Source organism: Sphingobium sp. TomMM15, assembly GCF_055397045.1.
In genome coordinates, this window is record NZ_AP027314.1 from 906,192 (window position 1) to 928,112 (window position 21,921).

Consider the following 21,921-nt stretch of genomic DNA (forward strand, 5'->3'; position numbering starts at 1 on the left):
CGTCAGCCCCCATCCCCGTTCAATTCGATGCACATGCCATCATAGCCGGGCTCCACGCCGTCCGGCAGCGTTTTCAACAGAGCCGCATAGTCCATGCTTTGATCCATATGCGTAAGGATGGCGCGGCCGGGACGGACAGCCGAAATGCCATCGAGGGTCAGGGCTAGGTGCGGATGAGTCGGATGCGGCTTTTCGCGGAGGGCGTCGACAACCCAGACGTCCAACCCGTCGTAAAGACTGATCATGTCGGCCGTAAGATCATGAAAATCAGTAGCATAGCCTATCGACCTGCCACCCGATGCGAAGCGAAAGCCGGTCGAGTAAATCTCGCCATGCGGTTGGTCTGTGCAGGCGATGTCGATGTTACCGATGCGCAGGCCATCGGGCAGCACATGCGGCTCTATGGTCGGATGATAGCCCTGCCGTCCTTCAAAGGCGTAGGCGAAGCGTTCCTTCAGAAGTTTCAATGTCTGACGGCGGGCATAGCCTGGGACGGGCGTGCGGCGGTGGTGGTAAAGCTGGCGCACGTCATCGATGCCGTGACAGTGATCGGCATGGTCGTGGGTCCAGAGAATGGCGTCGATATGGATGACATTGGCGGCCAGCAGTTGGGCGCGCATGTCTGGCGACGTATCGATCAGGAGGCGCGTGGTGGGGCTTTCCACCAGGATCGATGCTCGTGTCCGCCGGTTCTTCGGCTCGGTGGGATCACAACTTCCCCAGTCATTGCCGATCCGGGGGACGCCCGATGAGGTGCCACAACCCAGGATAGTGAGCTTGAGGCTCATGCCTTTTGCGCTGCTCCGGTCTTGCTGAACAAGTTGTGGAAGTTCGCTGAGGTTGCGGCGGCTAGTTGCTCGACGCTTTCGCCGCGCAGGTTTGCCAGAAAGCGTGCGGTGTCGGCGACGAATGCCGGTTCGCAGGACTTGCCACGGTGGGGCACGGGCGCGAGGAAAGGTGAGTCCGTTTCAACCAACAGCCGGTCGATCGGCAGACGGGCAGCGGTTTCCTGAAGATCCTTCGCGCTTTTGAAGGTCACGATGCCCGAAATGCTGATGTAGAAGCCGAGCTCCAGGGCCGCATCGGCGAAGGCTCCGCTGGCGGTGAAGCAGTGGATGACACCGGGATAGGCCCCCTGCTCCATTTCCTCGCGCATGATGGCGAGCGTATCCTCCTCGGCATCGCGGGTGTGGACAATGAGCGGAAGGCCGGTCGCGCGGGACGCTGCGATATGGGCGCGGAAGCTGTTCTGCTGCCGGGCGCGGTCGCTATGATCATAATAATAGTCGAGGCCGGTTTCCCCGATCCCAACCACTCGGGGATGGGCGGCGCGTTCGATCAGCTTGGCCGTGTCGATATGGGGATGCTCGTCCGCCTCGTGGGGATGGATTCCCACGGTGGCGTAGACATCGGGTTGTTGTTCGGCTGTCGCGAGAACCGCATCCCATTCGCTTTCGCGGGTCGCGATGTTCAGCATCAAGTCGATGCCAGCGGAGCGCGCGCGTTCAAGCACATTCTGCTGATCTTCGACCAAGCCTTTGTAATTCAAGTGGCAATGGCTGTCGATCAACATGGATCAGGCGTCCGCTTCGGTGAGTTCGAGGCGCGGGAAGAGTGGCTTGGGCGCGGCGAGCGTGAACCCGCTGGCGCGGAGATCGGCGTAGGTGTTGCTGCCGATCGCTTCGTAGGTCCGGCTCGTCTGCGGAACGCCCATCTGGTCCAGGAGCGCGGTGGCACTGGCCGGGATTACGGGCTGAATGATGATGGCGAGGTTGGCGATGGCTTCGTAAAGCGTCGCCAGTACCGCTTCCATCCGCGCCGGGTCAGTCTTGCGCAACGCCCAGGGCGCTTGGGCGTCGATATAGGCGTTGCAGGCGAATACCGCGCGCATCCATGCTTCGATAGCCGTGGAAGGCGCGAGATCGGCCATGGCGGTCTGGAACGTCTGTGCGGCGTCGCTGATAGTTTTTAGCAGATCATTGTCGACATCCTGCGGCGCGGGTTCGGGCAAGCGACCTTCGAGATTCTTGGCGATGAAGCTCAGGGTTCGCTGCGCCAGATTGCCGAAGCTGTTGGCCAGGTCGCTGTTCGATCGGGCGACGATCGCCTCCGCGCTATAGCTGCCGTCATTGCCGAAGGTGACTTCGGACAGGAGGAAATAGCGGAGTTGGTCCACGCCGAAACGCTCGGCTAATTCCATCGGGTCGGCGACGTTGCCGACCGACTTCGACATCTTCTCACCCCGATTGAGGAGGAAGCCGTGGCCGAAGATCTGCTTGGGCAGGGGCAGCTTCGCACTCATCAGGAAGGCTGGCCAGTAAACAGTATGAAAACGCAAGATATCTTTGCCAATGATGTGCGTTATGTCGCCGCCTTCTGACCAGTAGCGCGCCATGCGCTCGGCGTCGTCGGGATAACCGCAGCCGGTCAAATAATTGGTGAGCGCGTCGACCCAGACATACATGACATGGCCCTCACTGCCCGGAACCTTGACGCCCCAGTCGAAGCTGGTGCGCGAGACGCTGAGGTCGGAAAGGCCGCCTTCCACGAAGCGCATGATTTCGTTGCGGCGGCTGTCGGGCTGAATGAAGTCGGGCTGGCTGTTGTAGAGATCGAGCAGCTTTTGCTGATAGGCGGACAGGCGGAAGAACCAGCTTTCCTCGACGGTCCATTCGACCGGCGTGCCCTGAGGCGAGAGCTTTTCGCCCCCTTCCCCATCGACCAGTTCCTTTTCGTCGTAAAAGGCTTCGTCGCGGACGGAGTACCAGCCTTCATAGCGGCCGAGATAGAGGTCGCCATTGGCCTCCATCGCCTGCCAGATGGCTTGGGATGCGCGGTGATGGTCAGGCTCGCTGGTGCGAATGAAGCGATCATAGCTGATGTTCAGCCTGTCGTTCATATCTTTGAAATATCCGGACATTTCGTCGGCAAGGGCGCGCGGCTCGATGCCACGCGTGCGGGCGGCCTGATCCATTTTCAGGCCATGTTCGTCGGTGCCGGTCTGGAAGAAAACGTCGCGGCCCATCATCCGCTGGAACCGGGCGATCGCGTCGGTGGCGATCACCTCATAGGCGTGGCCGATATGGGGGCGGCCGTTGGGATAGCTGATGGCGGTGGTGATGGTGTAGGGCTGCGACATGCGCCTTCCCTAGCGGCTGTTAAGGCGCGCGCAAAGCCTGCTTTTCAACGCTGATCCGGGGCGAGTGCGGCGACATGGCCCGCGAGTTCGAAAGCGACGGCCGCGGGGTCGAGCGAGAGGATGATGGCGCCGCTGGCGAGTTGGCGCGCGGCTTCCCAGTGGTCCAGTGCTGTGCCGAGCGCCGGGCCGCTGCGCTGGCGGGCGGCGTCGGCGATGAAGGCGGGCACGCGTTCGAGAAAGGCTTCATAGCGCGGCCGCGCGGCTTTTCCCGAGAGCTGCTTTGCGAGGATGAGGCGGTGGCGGTTGCCGGGGTCGCCATCGGCTGCGATCGCGCGGAGCATGCGGTCCAGGTCGGTTACGTCTAGGCCCGCGTAGCGCAGAGCCTTCCCGGGCGCGCCCTCTCCCAGGGCGGCGAGCGCCTCTATGTCTGCGGGGGGTAGGTCGGGCTGCTCTTGGCGGAGGATGGTGCGCATCGCTTCGCTGTCTAGCGCGTCGAAGCGGAGGGTGCGGCAGCGCGAGCGGATGGTGGGCAAGAGGCGGCCGGGCGCGTGGCTGACGAGGAAGAAGAGCATGTCGGCGGGCGGCTCTTCGAGCGTCTTGAGGAGCGCGTTGGCGGCGCCGCGTTCGAGGTCGTCGGCGCTGTCGATGACGACGATGCGGCGTTGCGACAGGGACGGCGCGGACTGGACGAGGCGCTGGAGGCCGCGCACCTGATCTACGGAGATGTTGCGGGCGGTGCCGGTTTCTTTTTCCAGGCAGTAGAGTTCGGCGTAGTCGGGATGGGCTTCGGCTTCGATCAGCTTGCGGATGGGGTGATCGGTGGGGACGGACAGGCCTTCGCCTTCGGGCGCCGGGCCTGCTGCTTCGGCGAGGAGGCGAAGGGCCAGGGCGCGGGCGAAGCTGGCCTTGCCGATGCCGCGCGGGCCAGCGAGGATCCAGCCATGATGCATGCGGCCACTGCGCGCGGCGGCGAGCAGCATGTCGGCTTGCGCGTCATGGCCGAGGATGGTGGTCATGGCAGCAGGTCGTCGAGCGCTGCGAGGAGGCGCGAGGTTACGGCTTCGGGGTGGCCCGACGCGTCTATGGTGCGGATGCGGGCCGGGTCTTGCTCGGCGAAGCGGGCGAAGGCGGATGCTACATTGGTGTGGAAGGCTGCGTCGCGGCCGCCGATGCGATCGGCGGCGTCTCCGTCGCGGGACCAGGCGCGCTGCTGCGCCTCGGCTTCGGGGAGCGTGAGGAAGAAGGTGCGGTCGGGGAAAAAGTCGGCGCTGCCGATGCGGTGGAGGGTCAGAATGTCGGCGTCGGTGAGTTCGCCCATGCCTTGATAGGCGCGGCTGCTGTCGAGGAAGCGGTCGGACAGGACCCATGCGCCGCGATCTAGCGCGGGGCGGATGGTTTTTTCGATATGATCGGCGCGGGCTGCGGCGAAGAGGAGCGCTTCGGCGCGGGGGCTCCAGCGGTCGGCGGCGCCGGTGAGAAGAAGCGCGCGGATGGCTTCCGCGCCTTCGCTGCCGCCGGGTTCGCGGGTTTCCACGACCTCCAGGCCCTTCGCACGCAAGGCGGCGGCGAGGGCGCGGAGCTGCGTCGATTTACCTGCGCCCTCCCCGCCCTCCAGAGTGATGAACCGGCCGCGTGTCACCCGAAGAAGGACTTTAGACCGTTCCAGAGGCGACCGAAGATGCCTGCTTCAGACACTTCTTCGCCCGCCACCAGAGGCAACACCTGCGGCGGGGTGTCGGGGGTGGAGACGATCAGTTCGGCGATCTTCTGCCCCTTGGCGATGGGGGCCTTGATCGGGCCGGTATAGGCGACCTTGACCGAGATGTTGCCCGACGCGGTGCGGGGCAGCGTTACCGCCATGTCCTGCGGCGCGACGAGCGGCACGCTGGTGGCACTGCCCAGTTGAACCTCCGCCGTTTCGACGGTCTGGCCTTTTTTGAAGAGCGGCTGCGCTTTCCATGCCTTGAAGCCCCAGTCCATGAAGCGGACGGATTCCGAAACGCGGCCATTGTAGGTCGGCAGGCCAGCAACAACCATGACGATGCGGCGGCCATCCTGTTCGGCCGAGCCGGTAAAGCCAAAGCCCGCTTCCTCCGTATGGCCGGTCTTGAGGCCGTCGGCACCGGCAACCTTACCGAGGATCGGGTTGCGGTTCGCCTGCGCAATGTCGGAGCCGCCCATGGTCTTGCCCCAGGTGAAGGCGCGCGTCGCGTAGAAGCGCTTGTAGAGGTCAGGCGTCTCCTCGATCGTCGCTTCGGCGAGACGGGCAAGGTCCTGCGCGGTCACATAGGTGACGCCTTCATCCGGCCAGCCGTTGCTTGTGCCGAAATGGCTGTTCTTGAGGCCGAGACGCTTGGCTTCGTCATTCATCTGCGCGACGAAGGCCTGCTCCGTCCCGGCGATCCCTTCGGCCAACACCACGCAGGCGTCATTGCCGGATAGGGTCACGATGCCGTGGAGGAGATTTTCGACCGACACCTGCTCGCCCGCCGACAGGAACATGGTCGAACCGGCCGCCGGGCCATGCCACTGCTTCCAGGTTTCGGGGCGGACAGTGAATTTCGTGTCCAGCTTCAGGTCGCCCTTCTGGATCAGGCGGAAGGCGACGTGCGCCGTCATCATTTTCGCCATCGACGCTGGCGGGATGCGCGTTTCGCCGCCCTTGTCATACAGCACGGCGCCCGACGACAGGTCCTTCATGTAAGCGATGGGCGCCTCACTGGTGTAAGGAGGCGCGGCAGCCGTGAGAGGCTGCGCCAGCAATCCGACGAAGAGGATGGCGGCTAGTGACTTGTTCATGAGGACTGCCTTCGCACTGATGGATTCGGGTGATGAGAATGCCCTGCCCCTGTCATTAGCCATGACAGACACATTCTCAAGAGGGCTGGCGCAACAGGCGACGCGGCAGCGCCCTTATTGCCGGACGGCGTCGGCGAGCAGCCCGACGGACAGGGCGTAGAAATTCGAGCAGTTATAATCGAGGATCGCCCGGTAATTACTGGTGAGCAGATAGGCGGTCTTGCCCGGACCATCGGGTTCGAGCAGCGTTGCGAGCACTGTATCCGCTGGCCAGCTGCCACCTGCCGGAACGATGCCCCGGCTGCGCCATTCGGCCATCGTCAGCCAGCGGCTGTGGCGGTTGAATACACGGGGACAGCGGGCTGGAGAAAGCCGGGCGGTGACGCTCGACCGGTTGAACCCGTCGGGCACCGAGACGGCCACGCCCCAAGGCTGGCCACGCCGCCAGCCTGCGTTGACGAAATAGTTGGCGATCGAGGCAAGCGCGTCGGCTTCGCTGTTCCAGATATCGGCGCGGCCGTCACCGTCGCCATCCTTGGCCAGACGCAGATAAACGCTGGGAAGGAACTGGGGATAGCCCGTCGCCCCTGCCCAACTGCCGACCAGGCGGCTGCGGGGCACGCCATTATCCAGCATCTTGAGCGTCGCCAGCAATTCCGGTTCGAACAGGGTACGGCGACGGCCTTCATAGGATAGCGTCGCAAGCGAGCGGATGAGGTCGAAATCGCCGGTATAGGAACCGTAATTGGTTTCATGGCCGTAGATCGCGACCATGATTTCCTCAGGCACGCCGGTTTCCGCCTCTATCCGGGCAAGCCGGGCGCGGTTCGCCTGATAAGCGGTGCGGCCACGGCTGATGCGCGCGGCATCGACATGCTGCCGCCGATAGGGTTCGAAATTGGGAATGGGGGAATAGGCCCCTCCCCCCGGCTGGTTCTGATCCAGTTGGACAACCCGTGGGTTGGGCGTGAGCGTGGGGAAGACGGAATCTAGCGTGGATGGGCGGATGCCCATCGCCTGCGCTTTTGGCCGAAGCGTTTCCAGATAGCTGCGGAAACCGGCGTCCTGAGCCATGTCCTGCGTCATGCCAGGCCCCGCCATCAAGCTGCCCGCCGTGACGACGGCAAGACGCAGTAGAAGCGAGTGAATGGTTGAACGCATTAGAGAATCTCCCTCAGCCCTTTGTGGCACAGCGACAGCAAGAGGCGAAATCCCCCTTGTCGCTGCATTCATGCCAAGAACGCGTCGAAAGCGGATTTTGGTCATTTTACGCTTGGCATGACGCAAAGCTTCGCTAGGAAGCGAGCGGACGGACAGGTGGCCGAGTGGTTTAAGGCAGCGGTCTTGAAAGCTAATGGAGCTGGCGACCTGTGCGCGTGAATAGGAATGTGGTTACAAGGGGTTAGTATAGGTCCGACTCGCCGGGTAGTTTCACCCATAAGCCTGTCGTAAGCTGCCAGCCCCGAAACGGCGTGGAAGAGTGTCCGAGTGGTTTAAGGAACTGGTCTTGAAAACCAGCGACGGGGCAACCCGTCCGTGGGTTCGAATCCCACCTCTTCCGCCATTTCCGAGGATGAACATGGACCCGAGGCGAAAGATAGACGCGAAATCCGAACGGCTCCGCCTTGGTCGAGTGCCGTTTATCGAAACCTATCGCGAAACGGTCTTGGAAGAACAGCCACTAGGAGCGCCGCTAGAGCGCGAAATCATCGTCATCCGAATCGATAAGAGCCACCTGAAGCTCTACTCGTTTCTGCTCGCGTTCGTCCTCCTGCTCATCCTGATTTCGGTATTCACAGGCATTTCCTCGTAGGTGAATGAAGTAAGCAACAGCACCCCACGCCCGAAGGCGCACGGTGCTGACAGTGTGGTGTAGGTGTTAACGGGCGAACTGGTGAGTGTAGCCAATCACCCTACCCTCAGCATCTACCGAGATGGCGTAATGGAAGCCTCCGAGGGCACCGACCTTCATCCATTGATAGAGTTGTCCGCCAACCATTGCAGATATGGAGGAAGGGGGACCAACCCGTTTAATCACATTTTCAATCGGCCAACCGCCGATATTTCCCATCGCGGCAAATTTCTTCTGAGACGGGGTGGGCGTCGGTTTGGGGATGAGCGGATCGCCTGCTTTAACCCGCCACCAGATGAACGCGCACAACAGCGCGATAATTCCTAGAACTTCCATGATCGCCTTAACCCCGCCTCTGAAACGACCGATCAAATAGCAGGAACCCGTTAATAGGGACTATATTCCCTAGAGAATATATGCCCGACCGCCATCCATCATTGATGGACGATTGGCGCGCCATTGTTGGGAAGAATGTGAGGCGATTCCGCCAGCACGCCCAAATGACGCAGGAGCAATTGGCATTCGCGGCTGAGATTGACCTCACCTATGTCGGCGGCATCGAGAGAGGGAAGAGGAACCCAAGCGTGCAGGTGCTAGCGCGGATAGCCGTTGCACTAGGAACCGAGCCGTCGGAGTTGCTACTGCGCTGACGGTCGCGCTCGCGCCATGCTACCAGCCACGCGGGTTCACCATCAGCGAGCATGTGCCGCTCCCCAAGTCCCGTCTGTCTCCCATGCTCGCAGAGCAGCGACCACTTCCACCATGTCGTCGGGTTCCAGAGCCCCGCTCTCCACGCCCGGCAGCACTGCCTGCTCAACCCATGCGTCAAACGAGCCATACCAGACCGCGATTGGCGATGGCCTCGGCTTCCCGGCATCTTCCAGCTTCCCAAGCCGCTTCTGAAGTGCCCGGGTGCCTGCCATTGTGGTTATTGCAGTCCGAAGCGCTGGCGCAGACCATCAGGCGCACCGGGACGAATCGCCAACGGCGCGGGTGCAGGCAGTGCGACCGGCTCAGGTTCGGGCACGACCACAGGTGCGGGCATGGGCACAGCACCTCCCGACATAATGGCATGGATGGCAGGCGCAGCTTCAACGAGCGCTTCATACTCCAACCGTGCCATTGTCACATCAATCGCCATCTGCTGCTGCATGGTAGCGAAGTGGCGCGGTGCCAGCGCAGCGCGAATCTCCGCCTGCTGCTCCCGTTCAATACGGCGGCGTTCCGCCAGCGGTATGTCAGCTTTCATGGTGGACCACTTTCAATTGAGCGAGAACGTCATATGCGTCGGAGCGAACCTCCCAGTCGTCGCAGTCGCGCAGCAGCTCGCACATGCTGTTGACCACATCCCGGCGCATGGCACCCCGCTCCTGATCGTTCATATTCTGAATGGCTTCCCGGTAGGGGTTCCAGCGTTTGGTGCGCAGAATGTCGTTGTGATTGAGCGGCACGACATAGAGCGGGTGCGCCATCTGGTCTGCGATACCCACAGCCCAGTCCAAGCATTCCTGATAGTGCGTGATGGGCAAGTGGCGCAGCTTGCGACCGCACACCGTTCCGGGCGTATCGCCTTCACCGAACAAGATCACCTCGACCATTACGTCATCCGGTTCCGGTGCCTCCGTGATGACCGTGTTCCGCTGTGTGGTTATCGTCGTCATGTCGGTCTCCCCACCATGGGATTTTCAGCTTGCCGGGTCGCATCCGGCCTTTTTGCAAACGACGCCCATTTTGCTGTTTGCACCCTCACCCTTGCTTCTCCTCAAGGGCGGCGATTCGGGCTTCCAGCTCTTCGCTGGCGCGCACGTCCGCGAGCGACTTGATGCTGTCGATGATGAGCCTGCCAACATCGGGCGCGACCGCGCCAGCGGCAACGGCGTCAAGCACCTGGGCGACCTGATCGCTGATCGGTGCCGTGGCATCGAACTCGAAGTTCACCTTCTCCGCCTGAGCCTTGATGCTGGGCAGGCATTTCGCCAGAACGATGCTCGCCGCGTTCGTGTCGCCCTCAAGGGCGCGACCTACCAGCACGGCAACGATGTTGCGCATTTCCTGAAGCATCTGCTCGGTGGCGAGCAATCGCCGGTCGGGTCGGCCCGGTGGACGCCCACGCGGGTTGCCGCTCACGCCGGGTTGCCATGCGGGGTTGCCGGATCCGCGCGGCTCGGAAGATACGGGCGGCGGGGTTGGCTTCCAGTCCGTCCCCCAAGGTGGTGCAATCTGTTCAGTCATCGGATGCCTCGGATTGTTTAGAACAAGGATCAGACGACAAAGGACTGCTCCGCCTTGGCTTTGGCGGCGCGGAGTTGTTGCACTTTGGTCTGTTTGGCGCCGACCGCTTTTTCCATTTGCCCGAAAATTAGCGGTGCGCGCTCCCCGAGCAATTCAAGTCCAGCCTTCGCCGCCCGCAATTGCTTGGCGGCGCGGGGGTTGGACTTTTCGTGGTGCAAGCGCAGAAGGACGTTTTGCATCTCCGGGGTGATGCCGGACAGGTAGGGAACCCCGCCCAGCACCGCGCCCACCGTGCGTTCGTCGCCCGCCTCGATTGCGCGCTGAATGAAACCCATGCGCTGACCTTCCGGCAGCGAGTGGACATAGCCGCGAATCTCGCCCGCCATCGCTCCAACACCGCCACCCGCGATGGGCTGGGACAGATCGCGTTCCAGCCCCTCAATGACGCGGTTCAGTCCCGCCGTGGCGCTGTCGAACCGCTTGGCAAGCTGGATGGTCAGCTTGTCAGCAAAATCTGCCGTTTGGATGACTTGTTGCGCCTCATTCCAAGTCGGGTTGGTCTTGGCAGCTTCGCGGGCATCATGGACGCGCCCGACACCGATATACGCCTCGTTGAACGCGGCTTCGGTTCCGGCAAGAATACTTGCCGTATCATCATCGTATGCGTCAATGGACCGGACAGTCTGCGGGTGGAATGAGGGCGTAACGCGAGTATCGGCGTCTTGAATTTCGTCGGACATATCGAACTACACTTTCGCCTGATAAGTTACGGTAGGCTTATGCGTAACGAGACCGCGTGAAGGTCCGCAAACAATTTATTTGTTAAAACAGCCACTTAGTTCAGTTCTGCGAACCACGAACGCAAAATACTGTATTTGCCGTTCCTGAGTTTTTGGCTTGAACTGCAATTGCTTGCGCGGCCTACGGGGCCGCTACAGCGCTGGCAGGGGGTTAGCGGTGCTATGGGGGCGACGGTGCGGCTTTCGCGTGCTGTGCCCCGGCGCTGCTCGCTGTACGTGGTGACCACAACCGCAACCTGTGGCACGCTCTCACAATGATTCAACTTCAGCCGATCATTGACCGCATCAAGGCGCTACTTGAGCAGGATACCGAAGCGAGCGTGACTTATGCTGCGCTTGAATGCCGTTTGGCGCTTGAGAAGGTCGTTTACGATAGGCTCCGCCAGCGACACGCTTATATCTCGCACGACCAATTACGCCGGTGGCAGCCGGGCGCGGTCATTAATACGCTCATCACCGATGTCGATTCGCATCTTACCGACACTATGACGTTGAGCATTGGAAAGAACCCGGCGCGCGAAGGTGTCAAGCTGGAGGATGAGGAATACGTCAAACTCGGAACTGAGGTTGGTTTCGACGCCAAGAAGATCGTCAAAATGTGGAACGCCGTCGCCCGCTTGGCGCTGCATGTTCGTCTGCCGAAGGACAAGGATGACCACATACCGGACTACGGCGACAAAGCGGAGATCCGCGCTAAAGTTTTAGAGGTCGTCGCCGAGCTGGAGCGCCTAGCTAAGGGCACGATGATCTTTTCGGGCATTGGCATGGAGGTATCATTCGATTGCTCATGCGGAACAAAGAACAAGCGGCGGGAGAAGCTGTTGCGCGAAGGGCAACACGTCTATTGCATTAATCCCGATTGCGAACTGACTTGGAAGGTCATCAAGGAAGATAATGGATTCGGCTTTGAATCGGTCGCGGTCACCGTCAACTGCGATCAGTGCAAGGCTGAAAATCTAATACCTTGGCGCTTCGTCACGCGGATGAAGTATGACGAGGTTGCAACATTCTCTTGCCACACCTGCCAGCACAAAAATCATGTGAAATGGCATTTGATGCAGGCACGGCGCGATCCGCCGGAGGACGGCAGTCGAAGAGCCTGAGAGGACATGCGAACCGCTTAACCCCCATTTCCCCTTTTTACCCCGGCCACCCTCTATAGGTGCGGGACAGGGGTGAAAGAGGCAGAGAAATAGGTAGGGAGAAAGGAAAAGGGGGAAAAGGGTATTAAGCTATCTTACAATAGCTTAGCTACTACAATCTTCGGGGGCCAAGTTCGGGGCCAAGGGGGAATAAGCGGCGACATTCGGCATCACGTCGAGTCACTTATCCCCCGTGTTCGCCTAATCGTTGTCCTGCGGAGCCAAGCTATACAGATTACTCGGTCGCCCGCGCGTGGTAACAGTTTCTGAATAGATGCGCGGCGGTGACTCTCGCTCCAGAAGCTCAACCGCCATCTTGACATCTTTCGCGAGCGGCCAAGGCTTCTGGTATTTGTTTGTCACCTTATCAGCCACGTCACTGTGCTTGACCTTAATGCCGCCCAGTGTGGCCATCGCTTGAACAATCTCGTCCTTGAGACCTTTCATCCGAATGGCCTGTTCATTCTGCTCGCCATTGGAAAACACAAACAGCGTCGTGTCCTCCCAGAATTGGACCCATGCCAGCGCAGCGTCGAGGTGATCGCGCTGAATCACTTTCTGCCGGTTCAACAGTGCCAAAAGCGCGGCGAAGATCAGCGTGTAGGTGCTTTGGCGGGCAAGGAGCGCGGCCACCGCGGGCGGATGCGCCTTCTCTTCGAGCCGGTGATAAATATCGTACCAGTAATCCAGCGCATCGTCATCCATCGAGATTTGCGTCTGCTTGAACGCCTCGTAAATCGCCCAAGCCAAATGCTCAGCGAAGCCCTGCATGAGTTTGGGATCGGTCGCCTTTGGCATCGGCACGATCTTGGTCCGCACCGAATAAAACATGGGAAAGCGGTTCGCGAGACCGTTCGTAATGTCCGTGCTGGTGAGCGTCTTTACAATCTCCGTTTCCGGCACCGATCCGATAACGACGATGTGCGTGTCGGACGCTTCACAGAATGAGGTTTTGGTCGGCGTGACCAGCCTAACGCCGTCGAAGGCATCGCGCAGCACGGTGCTGATGGTCGCCGCATCGCGCCGCGCTTGTGCCAGCACCCCGGCAAATTCACTGACATCGAAGAGCAGCCGCTTGTCATCCACGCCTGCGTCAACGATTTCCCCATTCTGGTCGTGGCGCGGATCGCGAACCATGTGGATCAGCCCTTCGCCTGTGGCCAATGCCGTTAATTTGCGAAGAGGCCACCACCCAGAGGCGATCAATCGAACCTCTGCTTGCGTGAACAGTTCGTTGGGCATTTCCGCGCTGGTGCCCTTTCGTCCTTTTGCGGTTGGGCCGACAATGAGCGCGTTCATACGCAGATGCCGTCGCTGATCCCCGATTTGAATGTATGCTGTTCGACCGATTGTTGCCGCGAACCGCGCAAGGATATGGATTGCGACGGTCGGACGGACAGCTTCCGAGTTGGCGCACGCCGCATCCACCATGTCACGGAGGACACCGAACAGCGCAACGTTATGCAACTCTGGGCGACTCAGCACATAGTCGCTGAACTCCCCTTCATCCTGTTGCTGACCCTTCCGCTTGCCTTTGGGCTTGGGTAGATCATCAATCCCTTTCAGCCGTTCCATGCTGGATAGAAGACTGCTCCGCTCTTCGGATGACATAGGCGTGTCGCTGCCCGGAACAGGAGCCAGTTGAGAGAGATCAGCCATGACGCGCCTCCTGCCGGTGGGGGCGGTAAAGGATTTTGGACGCGCCGGTCTCCATCGGGCCTTTTTTGCACCGAAGTGCAAAATTAGCGGAAAAAGGCCGGGGTTGCGGACCCACGGCGAGGCCGTGTAAATTGGTGCGGTTCACGTTGATACCTTTCGGCGGCAGGGGTAGCGCCCTGCCGCTATTCATGATGGGAGGGGTCATGCATTGCCGGGGTGATTGACGGTCGCGTCGCTGGTCGATGCGAACTTCCTCGCGTCGAGCCATTCAAGAACGTCTGATTCAAGGTAGATGACGCCAGCCTGCTTAGCTGGCCCCAGCTTGATGAACTTGGGACCACGGCCCATGCAGCGCATGATCCGCAAGGTTCCATCGGTCACGCCGATCATGTCGGCAGTTTCTTTGTGCTTAAGTCTTTTGACGGCATTGGCCATCGTGACGGCTCCACAGCTTCCCTGCGCGGCACGCGACCGTCGATCAGGGTAAATTAAGCTGTGGTCATCAGCACCAAAGGAACACCCTCTGGCAGAATGTCGGTGTCCTGGGGCTTGCGCCTTACTCCAACCGATGCGCAGACAGTAGATTAGAGCGCCCCGTCTGCGGCGCTATGGTTAGCTTGTTAGCACAGGCTAAGCGGCCAATGTTGGATAAAATGCAAGGTCCGCTGTCCCGAACCGGGATCGCATAATGGGCCGGTGAAACGGACCTTCCCTGCAAGGCGGCGTGGGGCGCGATCGCCGCGTGGCCGTCCCTAACCCTGCGACGCGCTGGTGCCGCCGCTGTGCGCTCGGCTGTGCGCTCCCCGCCGTGCATCACGCTCGCTGGGGCAGCGCCACCACGTTGGCACCCGCCACCTTCGCCGCTTCAAGGTCGAGGTGATCGCCGATCTTCTGCGCTTCCGGCTGGAGCCACTGGAGATTCGTCGTGTCGAAGTAGTGCTCGGCGGTCACGTCGCGCGTGATGTGGTTCGTGAGCAGATCGGTGCGGAACTTCTCGATACGGCACTGGCGCAGCGCGACGTTCGTATAGGTCCGGCGCAGCGCGTGCGGCGTGATGGGCATCCCAGCGACCACGCTGAGCTTCTTCATCAGGTCGCGCGGGTCTTTGATATGGCCCAGCACGCCCCACGACGGGAAGACGTATTCGTTGCCGTCCACCCTCGGGCGCGCTTTCAACAGCTCCACCGCCTGCGTCGAAAGCGGCATTGATACGGGGTTGGAATTCTTCGGGTTAGGTAGATGGAAATATGCATCTTCCAGATGGACCTGGCTCCACTTGAGCGAGGATGCTTCGCTAATGCGCAGGCCGGTGAGCATTAGGAACCGCACTAGGTCGATGCTCGACATGGTATCCCGGTTGTGCGCCGTCGCGCGCCACTCGGTCAGCGCGTGCCACGCGGCACCCACCTTGGCATCGAGGATGCGGGCAGTGCGCGGCTTCAACTTCACCTTGTCGTCGCGCAGGATGGTGACGGGGTTGTGCGGGATCAGCGGCGAGCCATCCGCGCGCTTGTGCTGGCGCGCGGCATAGTTGAGCAGCGCCCCCAGCACCGAGAACGCCTGATTTGCTTGCCCCGGTGAGCCACCCTCGCGATTGCCACGCAGACCCTTCGTGAGAATCTCGCGATAGCGGGTGCGGCACATATCCTCGGTGATGTTGACGACCGGCTTGTCCTTCCACGCCTCAAACGTGGTCCGCACATGGCGCTCAATCGCCTCCTTGCTGGTGGCCTTCAGCTTACCGGGGCGAGACACATAAGCATCGCAGACGGCCTGCAACGTGACCTTCATCGCCTCGCTTTGCTTCTTCACCTCGCGCGGATCGTTGCCCATCCGCATGGAGCGCAGATGCTCCTTCGCCACGTCCCGCGCCTGATCCACGGTGAACACGCCATAGCTGCCAATGGTGATGCGGGCTTCCTTGCCCGTCCCCTCGACGCGCCCCTGCACGACGAAGGTGATCTTTCCCTTGGGCGTGACGCGAGCGCCGAACCCCTTCACCTCCGCGTCCCAATGAAACTCGTCCTTGGGGCCGGGCTTGATGCGGTCAACGACCGTCTTTGTCAGTTTGGAAGCCATTGCGGGAAACCTCGTAAGCAAGTCATAAGCAGCTTGCGCTAACTTACGGCAACCTACGTAAAACGTCTACGGCTATCAAACCCCTGTTTTCCCTAGTGTTGCTTGCTTACGACAACCTCTGCAAACATACGCAAACGCCGACTACGCTAAACTTGAAAACCGCCGTGGGTTTACGCTCACCGTGGGTTCGAATCCCACCCTGTCCGCCAATTTTTTCCAAAAATATTCTTTAATAGCCTTATAGACTTTGGCTATCTGATATAATTCATGCTTTTGGCTCTCTAAAGCATCAATGAATTGAGTGTCATGCCACCAGAACCGCAAATGCTCGGATTAAATGTCAGCATTTGGCTGAACGCGGCCAGCATCATAGTAGGCGTTATTCTTGCGGGATTTATATCCCCGTGGCTAGCAGCGCGAACTTCACGGCGTGACCAACGGGAACGGTTGCTGCGAGTCTTGTTGAACACATGGCAATTGCCTGCCAATGCGGACTATCAATCGTCGATCGCGCTTATACCGTTAGATTTCAAAGGCTGCCCCAAAATTCTCTCAGCGCGTCAAGGACTGCTCAAAGCGGTGAATACGCCAGCACCTGAGGATCAAGATGCGCAGGCAGAACACAATCGTCGGTTGGGTGAACTCCAAGCTGCATTGATCTCCAAAATCGCCAAGGAATTAGATTTCGACATCACGCCCGAAAGTCTCATGTCGGGAGCGTATCTTTCTAAGGGATTTGTGGATCGGGAACACCTTATTCTTGGCGCGTTGGTAGCATGGCAGCGGATCGCTCACGCGCTGGAACGAAATAACGAAATGTTCGCCGCAACGCTCAGTTCACCTGGCGAAGGTAAGGACAGTTAGGAAATCGGTTCGGCCTAGCCTGCTCATCCTTAAATCGGCCCTGAGGCGAGACTTAATAGCAGCGAGCCAAACAGGAATTGCATATTCGCCGCCATGAAGTTGGAAATGAAGTAATAGCTGTCATGCGAGCTTCAGCCTGCGTCGGAGCGACCGGCTTCGTTCACGCTGTTAAACTCAGTAGCCCGAGCCTCCGGCGGTGGCGAACCTGCGGCGCGCAAGAGGGCGATCGCCCTTGCAGCAACCGGAGCGAATGTCTCGGCCCCCTTCTCGTGCAGAGCGAATATCTGCGCCCGCATTCGCGGTTCCCAGAATTTGGCGATGTGATCGGCGACTGCCTGTGCCGCTTTCTCTTCGCCCATGGTCATGAAGTTTCTGGCGATCTGGTTGGCCATGTAGACCAGCCGGTCCTGATTGGACATCATCGAGTGGCCTTCAGTCATCCCGTCATTCCGCTGCGTGGATCATGTCGATGCGCCGACTGCGCCGGGCTTGCGCGTCATAGCTTTTCTGCCAGTCGCTGGGGCCGTTGGATGCGGACACCTGCACCGCCGTCACCTTATATTCCGGGCAATTGGTCGCCCAGTCCGAATAGTCGGTGGTGATGACGTTCGCCTGCGTTTCCGGATGGTGGAAGGTCGTGTAGACAACGCCCGGCGCGACGCGTTCGGTCACCAGTGCTCGCAGGGTGGTTTCCCCTGCCCTGCTGCGGAGCGTTACCCAATCCCCATCCTTAAGGCCCCTGTTTTCCGCATCGCTGGGATGGATTTCCAGCCGGTCTTCGGGATGCCAGGCGGCATTGGCGGTGCGGCGGGTCTGCGCGCCGACATTATATTGGCTAAGGATGCGCCCTGTGGTCAGCAGTAGCGGGAAACGTGGGCCGGTCTTTTCATCGGTCGGCACATAGTCGGTGACGACGAACTTGCCCCGGCCCCGAACAAAACCGTCTAGATGCATGGTCGGCGTGCCGTGGGGAGCCCGGTCGTTCGCGGGCCATTGCAGCGATCCCTCTGCGTCCAGGCGGTCATAATGCACGCCCGCGAAGGTCGGGGTGAGCGCGGCGATTTCGTCCATGATCTGCGCCGGGTGGCTGTAGGTCCAGCCCAATCCCATGGCGTTGGCGACCAGTTGCACGATCTCCCAATCTTCATAGCCGTTAAGGGGCGTCATCACCTTGCGCACGCGCTGAATGCGCCGTTCGGCATTGGTGAAGGTCCCGTCCTTTTCCAGGAAGGTCGAGCCGGGCAGGAAGACATGCGCGTAATTGGCGGTCTCGTTGAGGAAGAGGTCCTGCACCACGACGCACTCCATCGCCGCCAGTCCGGCCGCGACATGGTGCGTATTGGGGTCGGACTGGAGAATGTCCTCGCCCTGGATGAAAATGCCCTTGAAGGTGCCGTCGGTGGCCGCATCCAGCATGTTGGGGATGCGAAGCCCCGGTTCGGGGTCCAGCGCCACGCCCCAGCTTTGTTCGAACAGCGCGCGCGTGGCATCGTCGGAAACGTGGCGATAGCCGGAAAATTCGTGCGGGAAGCTGCCCATGTCACAGGCGCCCTGCACATTATTCTGCCCGCGCAGTGGGTTCACGCCCACGCCCTCGCGCCCGACATTGCCGGTCGCCATGGCGAGATTGGCGATTGCCATGACGGTGGAGCTGCCCTGGCTATGTTCAGTGACGCCCAGGCCGTAATAGATCGCGCCGTTGCCGCCGGTGGCGTAGAGGCGAGCGGCGGCGCGGACGTCCTGCGCCTTTACTCCCGTCAGCGGTTCGATGGCTTCGGGAGAACGGGCTGGCTGTGACACGAACTCGGCCCATTCGGCAAATTCGTCCCAATCGCAGCGCGCGCGAATGAAGGCTTCATCGTACAGCTTCTCGGTCACGACGACATGAGCGAGAGCCGTCAGCATGGCGACGTTGGTGCCGGGGCGCAGCGGCAGATGATGTTCCGCCTCGACATGGGGGGACTTCACCATGTCAATGCGACGCGGGTCGATGACGATCAGCTTGGCGCCCTGCCGCAACCGCTTCTTCATGCGCGAGGCAAATACGGGGTGGCCGTCAGTCGGGTTGGCGCCGATGACGAGGATCACGTCGGACTGCATCACGCTGTCGAAATCCTGCGTCCCGGCAGAGGTGCCGAAGGTCGTGCTGAGCCCATAGCCGGTGGGCGAGTGGCAGACGCGGGCGCAGGTATCGACATTGTTGTTGCCGAAACCCTGACGGACGAGCTTCTGGACGAGGAATGTTTCCTCATTGGTGCAGCGGCTTGACGTGATGCCGCCGATGGAGCGCGTACCATATTTGGCCTGGATGCGGCGGAACTCCGCTGCCGTGTGGGCAATGGCTTCGTCCCACGATACCTCACGCCAGGGCTGGTCCACGGATGCGCGGATCATGGCGTTGAGTATCCGGTCCTGATGCTGGGCATAGCCCCAGGCGAAGCGGCCCTTGACGCAGCTATGGCCACGATTGGCCTTGCCCTCTTTCCACGGCACCATGCGCACCAGCTCCTCGCCACGCATTTCCGCGCGGAAGGTGCAGCCGACGCCGCAATAGGCGCAGGTGGTGACGATGGCCCGGTCGGGCGTGCCGACCTCGACCACTTTCTTTTCGATCAGCGAGGCGGTGGGACAAGCCTGCACGCAGGCGCCGCAGGACACGCATTCGGAGCCAAGGAAATCTTCGCCCTGCGACGCAGAGACTTTTGATCCGAAGCCCCTGTCCTCGATAGTCAGCGCGAAGGTGCCCTGCACCTCTTCACAGGCGCGCACGCAGCGGGAGCAGACTATGCATTTGCTGGGATCGAAGTCGAAATAAGGGTTCGACTGGTCCTTCGCCTGCCCCATATTGGTTGCGCCGTCATAGCCGTAGCGGACCTCGCGCAGCCCCACCGCACCGGCTTGATCCTGTAATTCGCAGTCGCCATTGGCGGCGCAGGTCAGGCAGTCGAGTGGATGGTCGGAGATGTAAAGCTCCATCACGCCCCGGCGGAGCTGCTTCAGCCGATCGCTTTGAGTGCGAACCACCATGCCTTCGGCGATCGGCGTGGTGCAGGACGCCGGATAGCCGCTGCGCCCTTCCACCTCGACCAGACACAGGCGACAGGAGCCGAAACTCTCCAGATTGTCGGTGGCGCACAGTTTGGGAATGGAGCAGCCGGTGAGCGAAGCGGCGCGCATGATGCTCGTGCCCTCGGCCATCGTGACGCTTTGGCCGTCAATGGTGAGCGTGACGGGTTTGCCAGTGGTGAGGGCTGGCGGGGTGCCATGATCGGCTTCGCGGGTGAAGGTCATTCCGCAGCTTCCTTGGTAGACGCGGGCGCGCCAAAGTCTTCGGGGAAATGATCGAGCGCGCTCAGCACCGGATAGGGTGTGAACCCACCCAGCGCGCAGAGCGAGCCATATTTCATCGTATCGGCCAGGTCGCGCAGCAGTTGCAGATCCTCGTCCACGCTGCGTTGCATGGCACCGGGCGCTCGTGAATAGAGCGCCTTGCTCAGTCCTGCCGAAATTGATGGGTTCGCTGGAGGCAGCCCCTCCGCCCTGCGGGTCAGCAGCCGATCCATGATCTCCACCCCCCGCGTCGATCCGATCCGACAGGGCGTGCATTTGCCGCAGCTTTCGACCGAACAGAACTCCATGGCAAAGCGCGCCATATGCGCCATATCGACGCTGTCATCGAAGACGGTGATGCCGGCATGGCCGATCAGCCCGCCAGCTTGCGCAAAGGCTTCATAATCGAACGGCAGATGGAACATCGATGGCGGGAAGTAAGCGCCGAGTGGTCCACCCACTTGCACCGCCCGCACAGGGCGACCGCTCGCCGTGCCGCCGCCAATGTCGTTCACCAACTCGCCAAGCGTTATGCCGAAGCCAATCTCATAAAGGCCGCCATGCTTTACATTGCCCGCGAGCTGCACCGGCATGGTTCCGCGCGAGCGGCCAAAGCCAACCGTCGCATAGGCATCCGGCCCCTCCGCCAGGATGAAGGGCACCGCAGCCAGCGACAGCACATTGTTGATGACGGTCGGCTGACCAAATAGCCCCTGCAAGGCCGGGAGCGGCGGCTTTGCCCTCACCTGCCCGCGTTTGCCCTCGATACTGTCGAGCAGCGCTGTTTCCTCGCCGCAGACATAGGCGCCCGCGCCCTCGCGCACCTCCAGCGTGAAGGGCGTGATGAGATGCGCGCTGGCATCGATCGCCGCGCGCATGGTGGCGATGCTGTAGGGATATTCGCTGCGGATGTAGATATAGCCATGGGCCGCGCCGACGGCATGGGCGGCGATCGCCATCCCTTCGATCAGGCAGAAGGGATCGCCCTCCATCAGCATCCGATCCGCGAAGGTGCCGCTGTCACCTTCATCGGCGTTGCAGACGATGAACTTAGGCGCGCCCGGCGCATCCAGCACCGTCTGCCATTTGATCCCGGTCGGGAAACCGGCGCCGCCGCGCCCGCGCAGCCCTGACGCCTTGACCGCATCGACCACTTGCTGCGGAGGCATGGCGCGAGCCTTTTCCAGCCCCTTCCAGCCATCATGGGCCGCATAATCGGTAAGGCTCAGCGGATCGATGATGCCGCACCGTGCGAAGGTAAAGCGTTGCTGACCAGCGAAGAAGGGCAAATCGTCCACCTTGCCCAGCCTGGCAGGATGCGTGCCGTCCAGTACCGACGTAACGTCCTGCGGTCCGACCGGCCCGTAACCGATACGGCCTGCATCCGTCTCCACTTCGACCAATGGCTCGATGGAAAACAAGCCGCGCGATCCAGTGCGCACCACTTCGCACCCTGCCTGCGTGAAGCCGCGCGCGACTTCGTCGGCGCCGAGCGCGACGGAGGCCATATCCCGGCTGATGAAGACCCGGCTCATGCCGCCATCTCCGCTGCGATCCGTTCCAGGGCTTTGGCATCGATCCCCGCAACCGGTCGGCCGTCCACCAGCGCATTCGGCCCGATCGGGCAAAGGCCCAGGCAATAGACAGGCTCCAGGCTTAGCTGACCATCAGCCCGGGTCTCCCCCATGGCGACGCCCAGAATTTGCGCCGCCTGATGTTCGATCGCCGCGCCGCCGCGTGATTGGCAGCTTTCCGCGCGGCAGAGCTTCACAATGTGGCGGCCGGGCGGAACACGGCGAAAATCATGGTAGAAGGTGATGACGCCATGCACGTCCGCGCGAGTGAGGTTCAACGCCTGCGCAATTATCGGGACCTGCGCATCGTCGATATAGCCCGCCTCGTTCTGCACCGCATGCAGAAGGGGCAGTAACTGGTCGCGCGTGGCGCCATGACGCGCGGTCCAGCGTTCAATAAATGCTTCCATCCTGCCCTGCCTGCAGCCTTCGATCCGCAGCCATGGTGCCG

The 21,921-nt window shown here is 61.1% G+C and carries 24 protein-coding genes and 1 tRNA gene; 5 read left to right on the top strand and 20 right to left on the bottom strand.

The genetic code is table 11. From position 1 onward, the window contains the following. Positions 1–2 precede the first annotated feature (2 nt). The 7 genes from ACZ51H_RS04655 to ACZ51H_RS04685 form a co-directional block, all read right to left on the bottom strand. Positions 3–788, bottom strand: a complete 786-nt coding sequence (locus tag ACZ51H_RS04655) for an MBL fold metallo-hydrolase (RefSeq protein ID WP_464802576.1) — start codon at positions 786–788, stop codon at positions 3–5. Beyond that, entirely contained in the window at positions 785–1,573 is a 789-nt protein-coding gene (locus ACZ51H_RS04660; protein ID WP_464802577.1) for a TatD family hydrolase, read from the bottom strand. Before ACZ51H_RS04660 ends, ACZ51H_RS04655 begins: the two co-directional genes overlap by 4 nt. 3 nt (positions 1,574–1,576) lie before the next feature. Next, positions 1,577–3,139 carry a methionine--tRNA ligase gene (metG, locus tag ACZ51H_RS04665; protein WP_464802578.1) on the bottom strand — a complete coding sequence of 521 codons (1,563 nt, stop codon included), beginning with the start codon at positions 3,137–3,139 and terminating at the stop codon, positions 1,577–1,579. A gap of 44 nt (positions 3,140–3,183) precedes the next feature. Further along, positions 3,184–4,155 (bottom strand): AAA family ATPase, encoded by a 972-nt coding sequence (locus ACZ51H_RS04670; RefSeq protein WP_464802579.1) that lies wholly within the window; start codon positions 4,153–4,155, stop codon positions 3,184–3,186. Further along, positions 4,152–4,778, bottom strand: coding sequence for a dTMP kinase (gene tmk, locus ACZ51H_RS04675; protein WP_464802580.1), 627 nt, complete (start codon positions 4,776–4,778; stop codon positions 4,152–4,154). Before tmk ends, ACZ51H_RS04670 begins: the two co-directional genes overlap by 4 nt. Next, positions 4,775–5,938 carry a D-alanyl-D-alanine carboxypeptidase family protein gene (locus tag ACZ51H_RS04680; protein ID WP_464772323.1) on the bottom strand — a complete coding sequence of 388 codons (1,164 nt, stop codon included), beginning with the start codon at positions 5,936–5,938 and terminating at the stop codon, positions 4,775–4,777. The genes tmk and ACZ51H_RS04680 overlap by 4 nt, the downstream gene beginning before the upstream one ends. A 114-nt stretch (positions 5,939–6,052) precedes the next feature. Next, a complete protein-coding gene (locus ACZ51H_RS04685; RefSeq protein WP_464802581.1) occupies positions 6,053–7,099 on the bottom strand; it encodes a lytic murein transglycosylase in 1,047 nt (348 codons plus the stop codon). Positions 7,100–7,412: 313 nt separating this feature from the next. Between ACZ51H_RS04685 and ACZ51H_RS04690 the strand changes: the two genes are divergently transcribed. Both ACZ51H_RS04690 and ACZ51H_RS04695 read left to right on the top strand, forming a co-directional pair. After that, positions 7,413–7,502 (top strand) — tRNA-Ser (locus ACZ51H_RS04690). A gap of 15 nt (positions 7,503–7,517) precedes the next feature. Further along, positions 7,518–7,751: a hypothetical protein gene (locus ACZ51H_RS04695; protein WP_464802582.1), complete on the top strand. Its 234-nt coding sequence runs from the start codon at positions 7,518–7,520 to the stop codon at positions 7,749–7,751. 66 nt (positions 7,752–7,817) lie between these two features. On the opposite strand, the gene ACZ51H_RS04700 is transcribed toward ACZ51H_RS04695, so the two are convergent. Continuing rightward, the gene (locus ACZ51H_RS04700; protein ID WP_464802583.1) at positions 7,818–8,126 is read right to left on the bottom strand and encodes a hypothetical protein; all 309 of its coding nucleotides are present in this window, start codon (positions 8,124–8,126) and stop codon (positions 7,818–7,820) included. Positions 8,127–8,206: 80 nt separating this feature from the next. Here ACZ51H_RS04700 and ACZ51H_RS04705 point away from each other — a divergent pair, with 80 nt between their 5' ends. After that, positions 8,207–8,440, top strand: coding sequence for a helix-turn-helix domain-containing protein (locus ACZ51H_RS04705; RefSeq protein WP_464802584.1), 234 nt, complete (start codon positions 8,207–8,209; stop codon positions 8,438–8,440). 42 nt (positions 8,441–8,482) lie between these two features. Here ACZ51H_RS04705 and ACZ51H_RS04710 read toward each other — a convergent pair whose 3' ends face one another. The 5 genes from ACZ51H_RS04710 to ACZ51H_RS04730 form a co-directional block, all read right to left on the bottom strand. Beyond that, on the bottom strand, positions 8,483–8,713 hold the full coding sequence (locus ACZ51H_RS04710) for a hypothetical protein (protein WP_464802585.1): 231 nt from the start codon (positions 8,711–8,713) through the stop codon (positions 8,483–8,485). Positions 8,714–8,718: 5 nt separating this feature from the next. Beyond that, positions 8,719–9,039, bottom strand: coding sequence for a hypothetical protein (locus tag ACZ51H_RS04715; protein ID WP_464802586.1), 321 nt, complete (start codon positions 9,037–9,039; stop codon positions 8,719–8,721). After that, positions 9,029–9,451, bottom strand: a complete 423-nt coding sequence (locus ACZ51H_RS04720) for a hypothetical protein (RefSeq protein WP_464802587.1) — start codon at positions 9,449–9,451, stop codon at positions 9,029–9,031. The genes ACZ51H_RS04715 and ACZ51H_RS04720 overlap by 11 nt, the downstream gene beginning before the upstream one ends. A gap of 85 nt (positions 9,452–9,536) precedes the next feature. Further along, a complete protein-coding gene (locus tag ACZ51H_RS04725) occupies positions 9,537–10,022 on the bottom strand; it encodes a DUF5681 domain-containing protein (protein WP_464802588.1) in 486 nt (161 codons plus the stop codon). A 29-nt stretch (positions 10,023–10,051) separates the two neighbouring features. Next, the gene (locus tag ACZ51H_RS04730) at positions 10,052–10,762 is read right to left on the bottom strand and encodes a hypothetical protein (RefSeq protein WP_464802589.1); all 711 of its coding nucleotides are present in this window, start codon (positions 10,760–10,762) and stop codon (positions 10,052–10,054) included. A 314-nt stretch (positions 10,763–11,076) separates the two neighbouring features. Between ACZ51H_RS04730 and ACZ51H_RS04735 the strand changes: the two genes are divergently transcribed. After that, complete coding sequence (locus ACZ51H_RS04735) at positions 11,077–11,925, top strand: hypothetical protein (RefSeq protein ID WP_464802590.1); 849 nt, start codon at positions 11,077–11,079, stop codon at positions 11,923–11,925. A gap of 240 nt (positions 11,926–12,165) precedes the next feature. Here ACZ51H_RS04735 and ACZ51H_RS04740 read toward each other — a convergent pair whose 3' ends face one another. The 3 genes from ACZ51H_RS04740 to ACZ51H_RS04750 all read right to left on the bottom strand — a co-directional run bounded on the left by ACZ51H_RS04740 (position 12,166) and on the right by ACZ51H_RS04750 (position 15,702). After that, complete coding sequence (locus ACZ51H_RS04740; RefSeq protein WP_464802591.1) at positions 12,166–13,623, bottom strand: DUF3987 domain-containing protein; 1,458 nt, start codon at positions 13,621–13,623, stop codon at positions 12,166–12,168. A gap of 201 nt (positions 13,624–13,824) precedes the next feature. Further along, positions 13,825–14,058 (bottom strand): helix-turn-helix transcriptional regulator, encoded by a 234-nt coding sequence (locus ACZ51H_RS04745; protein ID WP_464802592.1) that lies wholly within the window; start codon positions 14,056–14,058, stop codon positions 13,825–13,827. Positions 14,059–14,436: 378 nt separating this feature from the next. Continuing rightward, positions 14,437–15,702 (bottom strand): tyrosine-type recombinase/integrase, encoded by a 1,266-nt coding sequence (locus ACZ51H_RS04750; protein ID WP_464802593.1) that lies wholly within the window; start codon positions 15,700–15,702, stop codon positions 14,437–14,439. 306 nt (positions 15,703–16,008) lie between these two features. Here ACZ51H_RS04750 and ACZ51H_RS04755 point away from each other — a divergent pair, with 306 nt between their 5' ends. Further along, positions 16,009–16,566 (top strand): DUF6680 family protein, encoded by a 558-nt coding sequence (locus ACZ51H_RS04755; RefSeq protein ID WP_464802594.1) that lies wholly within the window; start codon positions 16,009–16,011, stop codon positions 16,564–16,566. Positions 16,567–16,697: 131 nt separating this feature from the next. Here the strand turns inward: ACZ51H_RS04755 and ACZ51H_RS04760 are convergent, their stop codons facing one another. From ACZ51H_RS04760 to ACZ51H_RS04775, 4 genes are read right to left on the bottom strand one after another with little or no spacing between them, the layout of a single operon-like run. Further along, positions 16,698–17,006: a formate dehydrogenase subunit delta gene (locus ACZ51H_RS04760; RefSeq protein WP_464802595.1), complete on the bottom strand. Its 309-nt coding sequence runs from the start codon at positions 17,004–17,006 to the stop codon at positions 16,698–16,700. 4 nt (positions 17,007–17,010) lie between these two features. Beyond that, entirely contained in the window at positions 17,011–19,857 is a 2,847-nt protein-coding gene (gene fdhF / locus ACZ51H_RS04765) for a formate dehydrogenase subunit alpha (RefSeq protein ID WP_464802596.1), read from the bottom strand. Beyond that, entirely contained in the window at positions 19,854–21,431 is a 1,578-nt protein-coding gene (locus ACZ51H_RS04770; protein WP_464802597.1) for a formate dehydrogenase beta subunit, read from the bottom strand. Before ACZ51H_RS04770 ends, fdhF begins: the two co-directional genes overlap by 4 nt. Further along, on the bottom strand, positions 21,428–21,880 hold the full coding sequence (locus ACZ51H_RS04775) for an NAD(P)H-dependent oxidoreductase subunit E (RefSeq protein ID WP_464802598.1): 453 nt from the start codon (positions 21,878–21,880) through the stop codon (positions 21,428–21,430). The genes ACZ51H_RS04770 and ACZ51H_RS04775 overlap by 4 nt, the downstream gene beginning before the upstream one ends. Between the last annotated feature and the right edge of the window lie 41 nt (positions 21,881–21,921).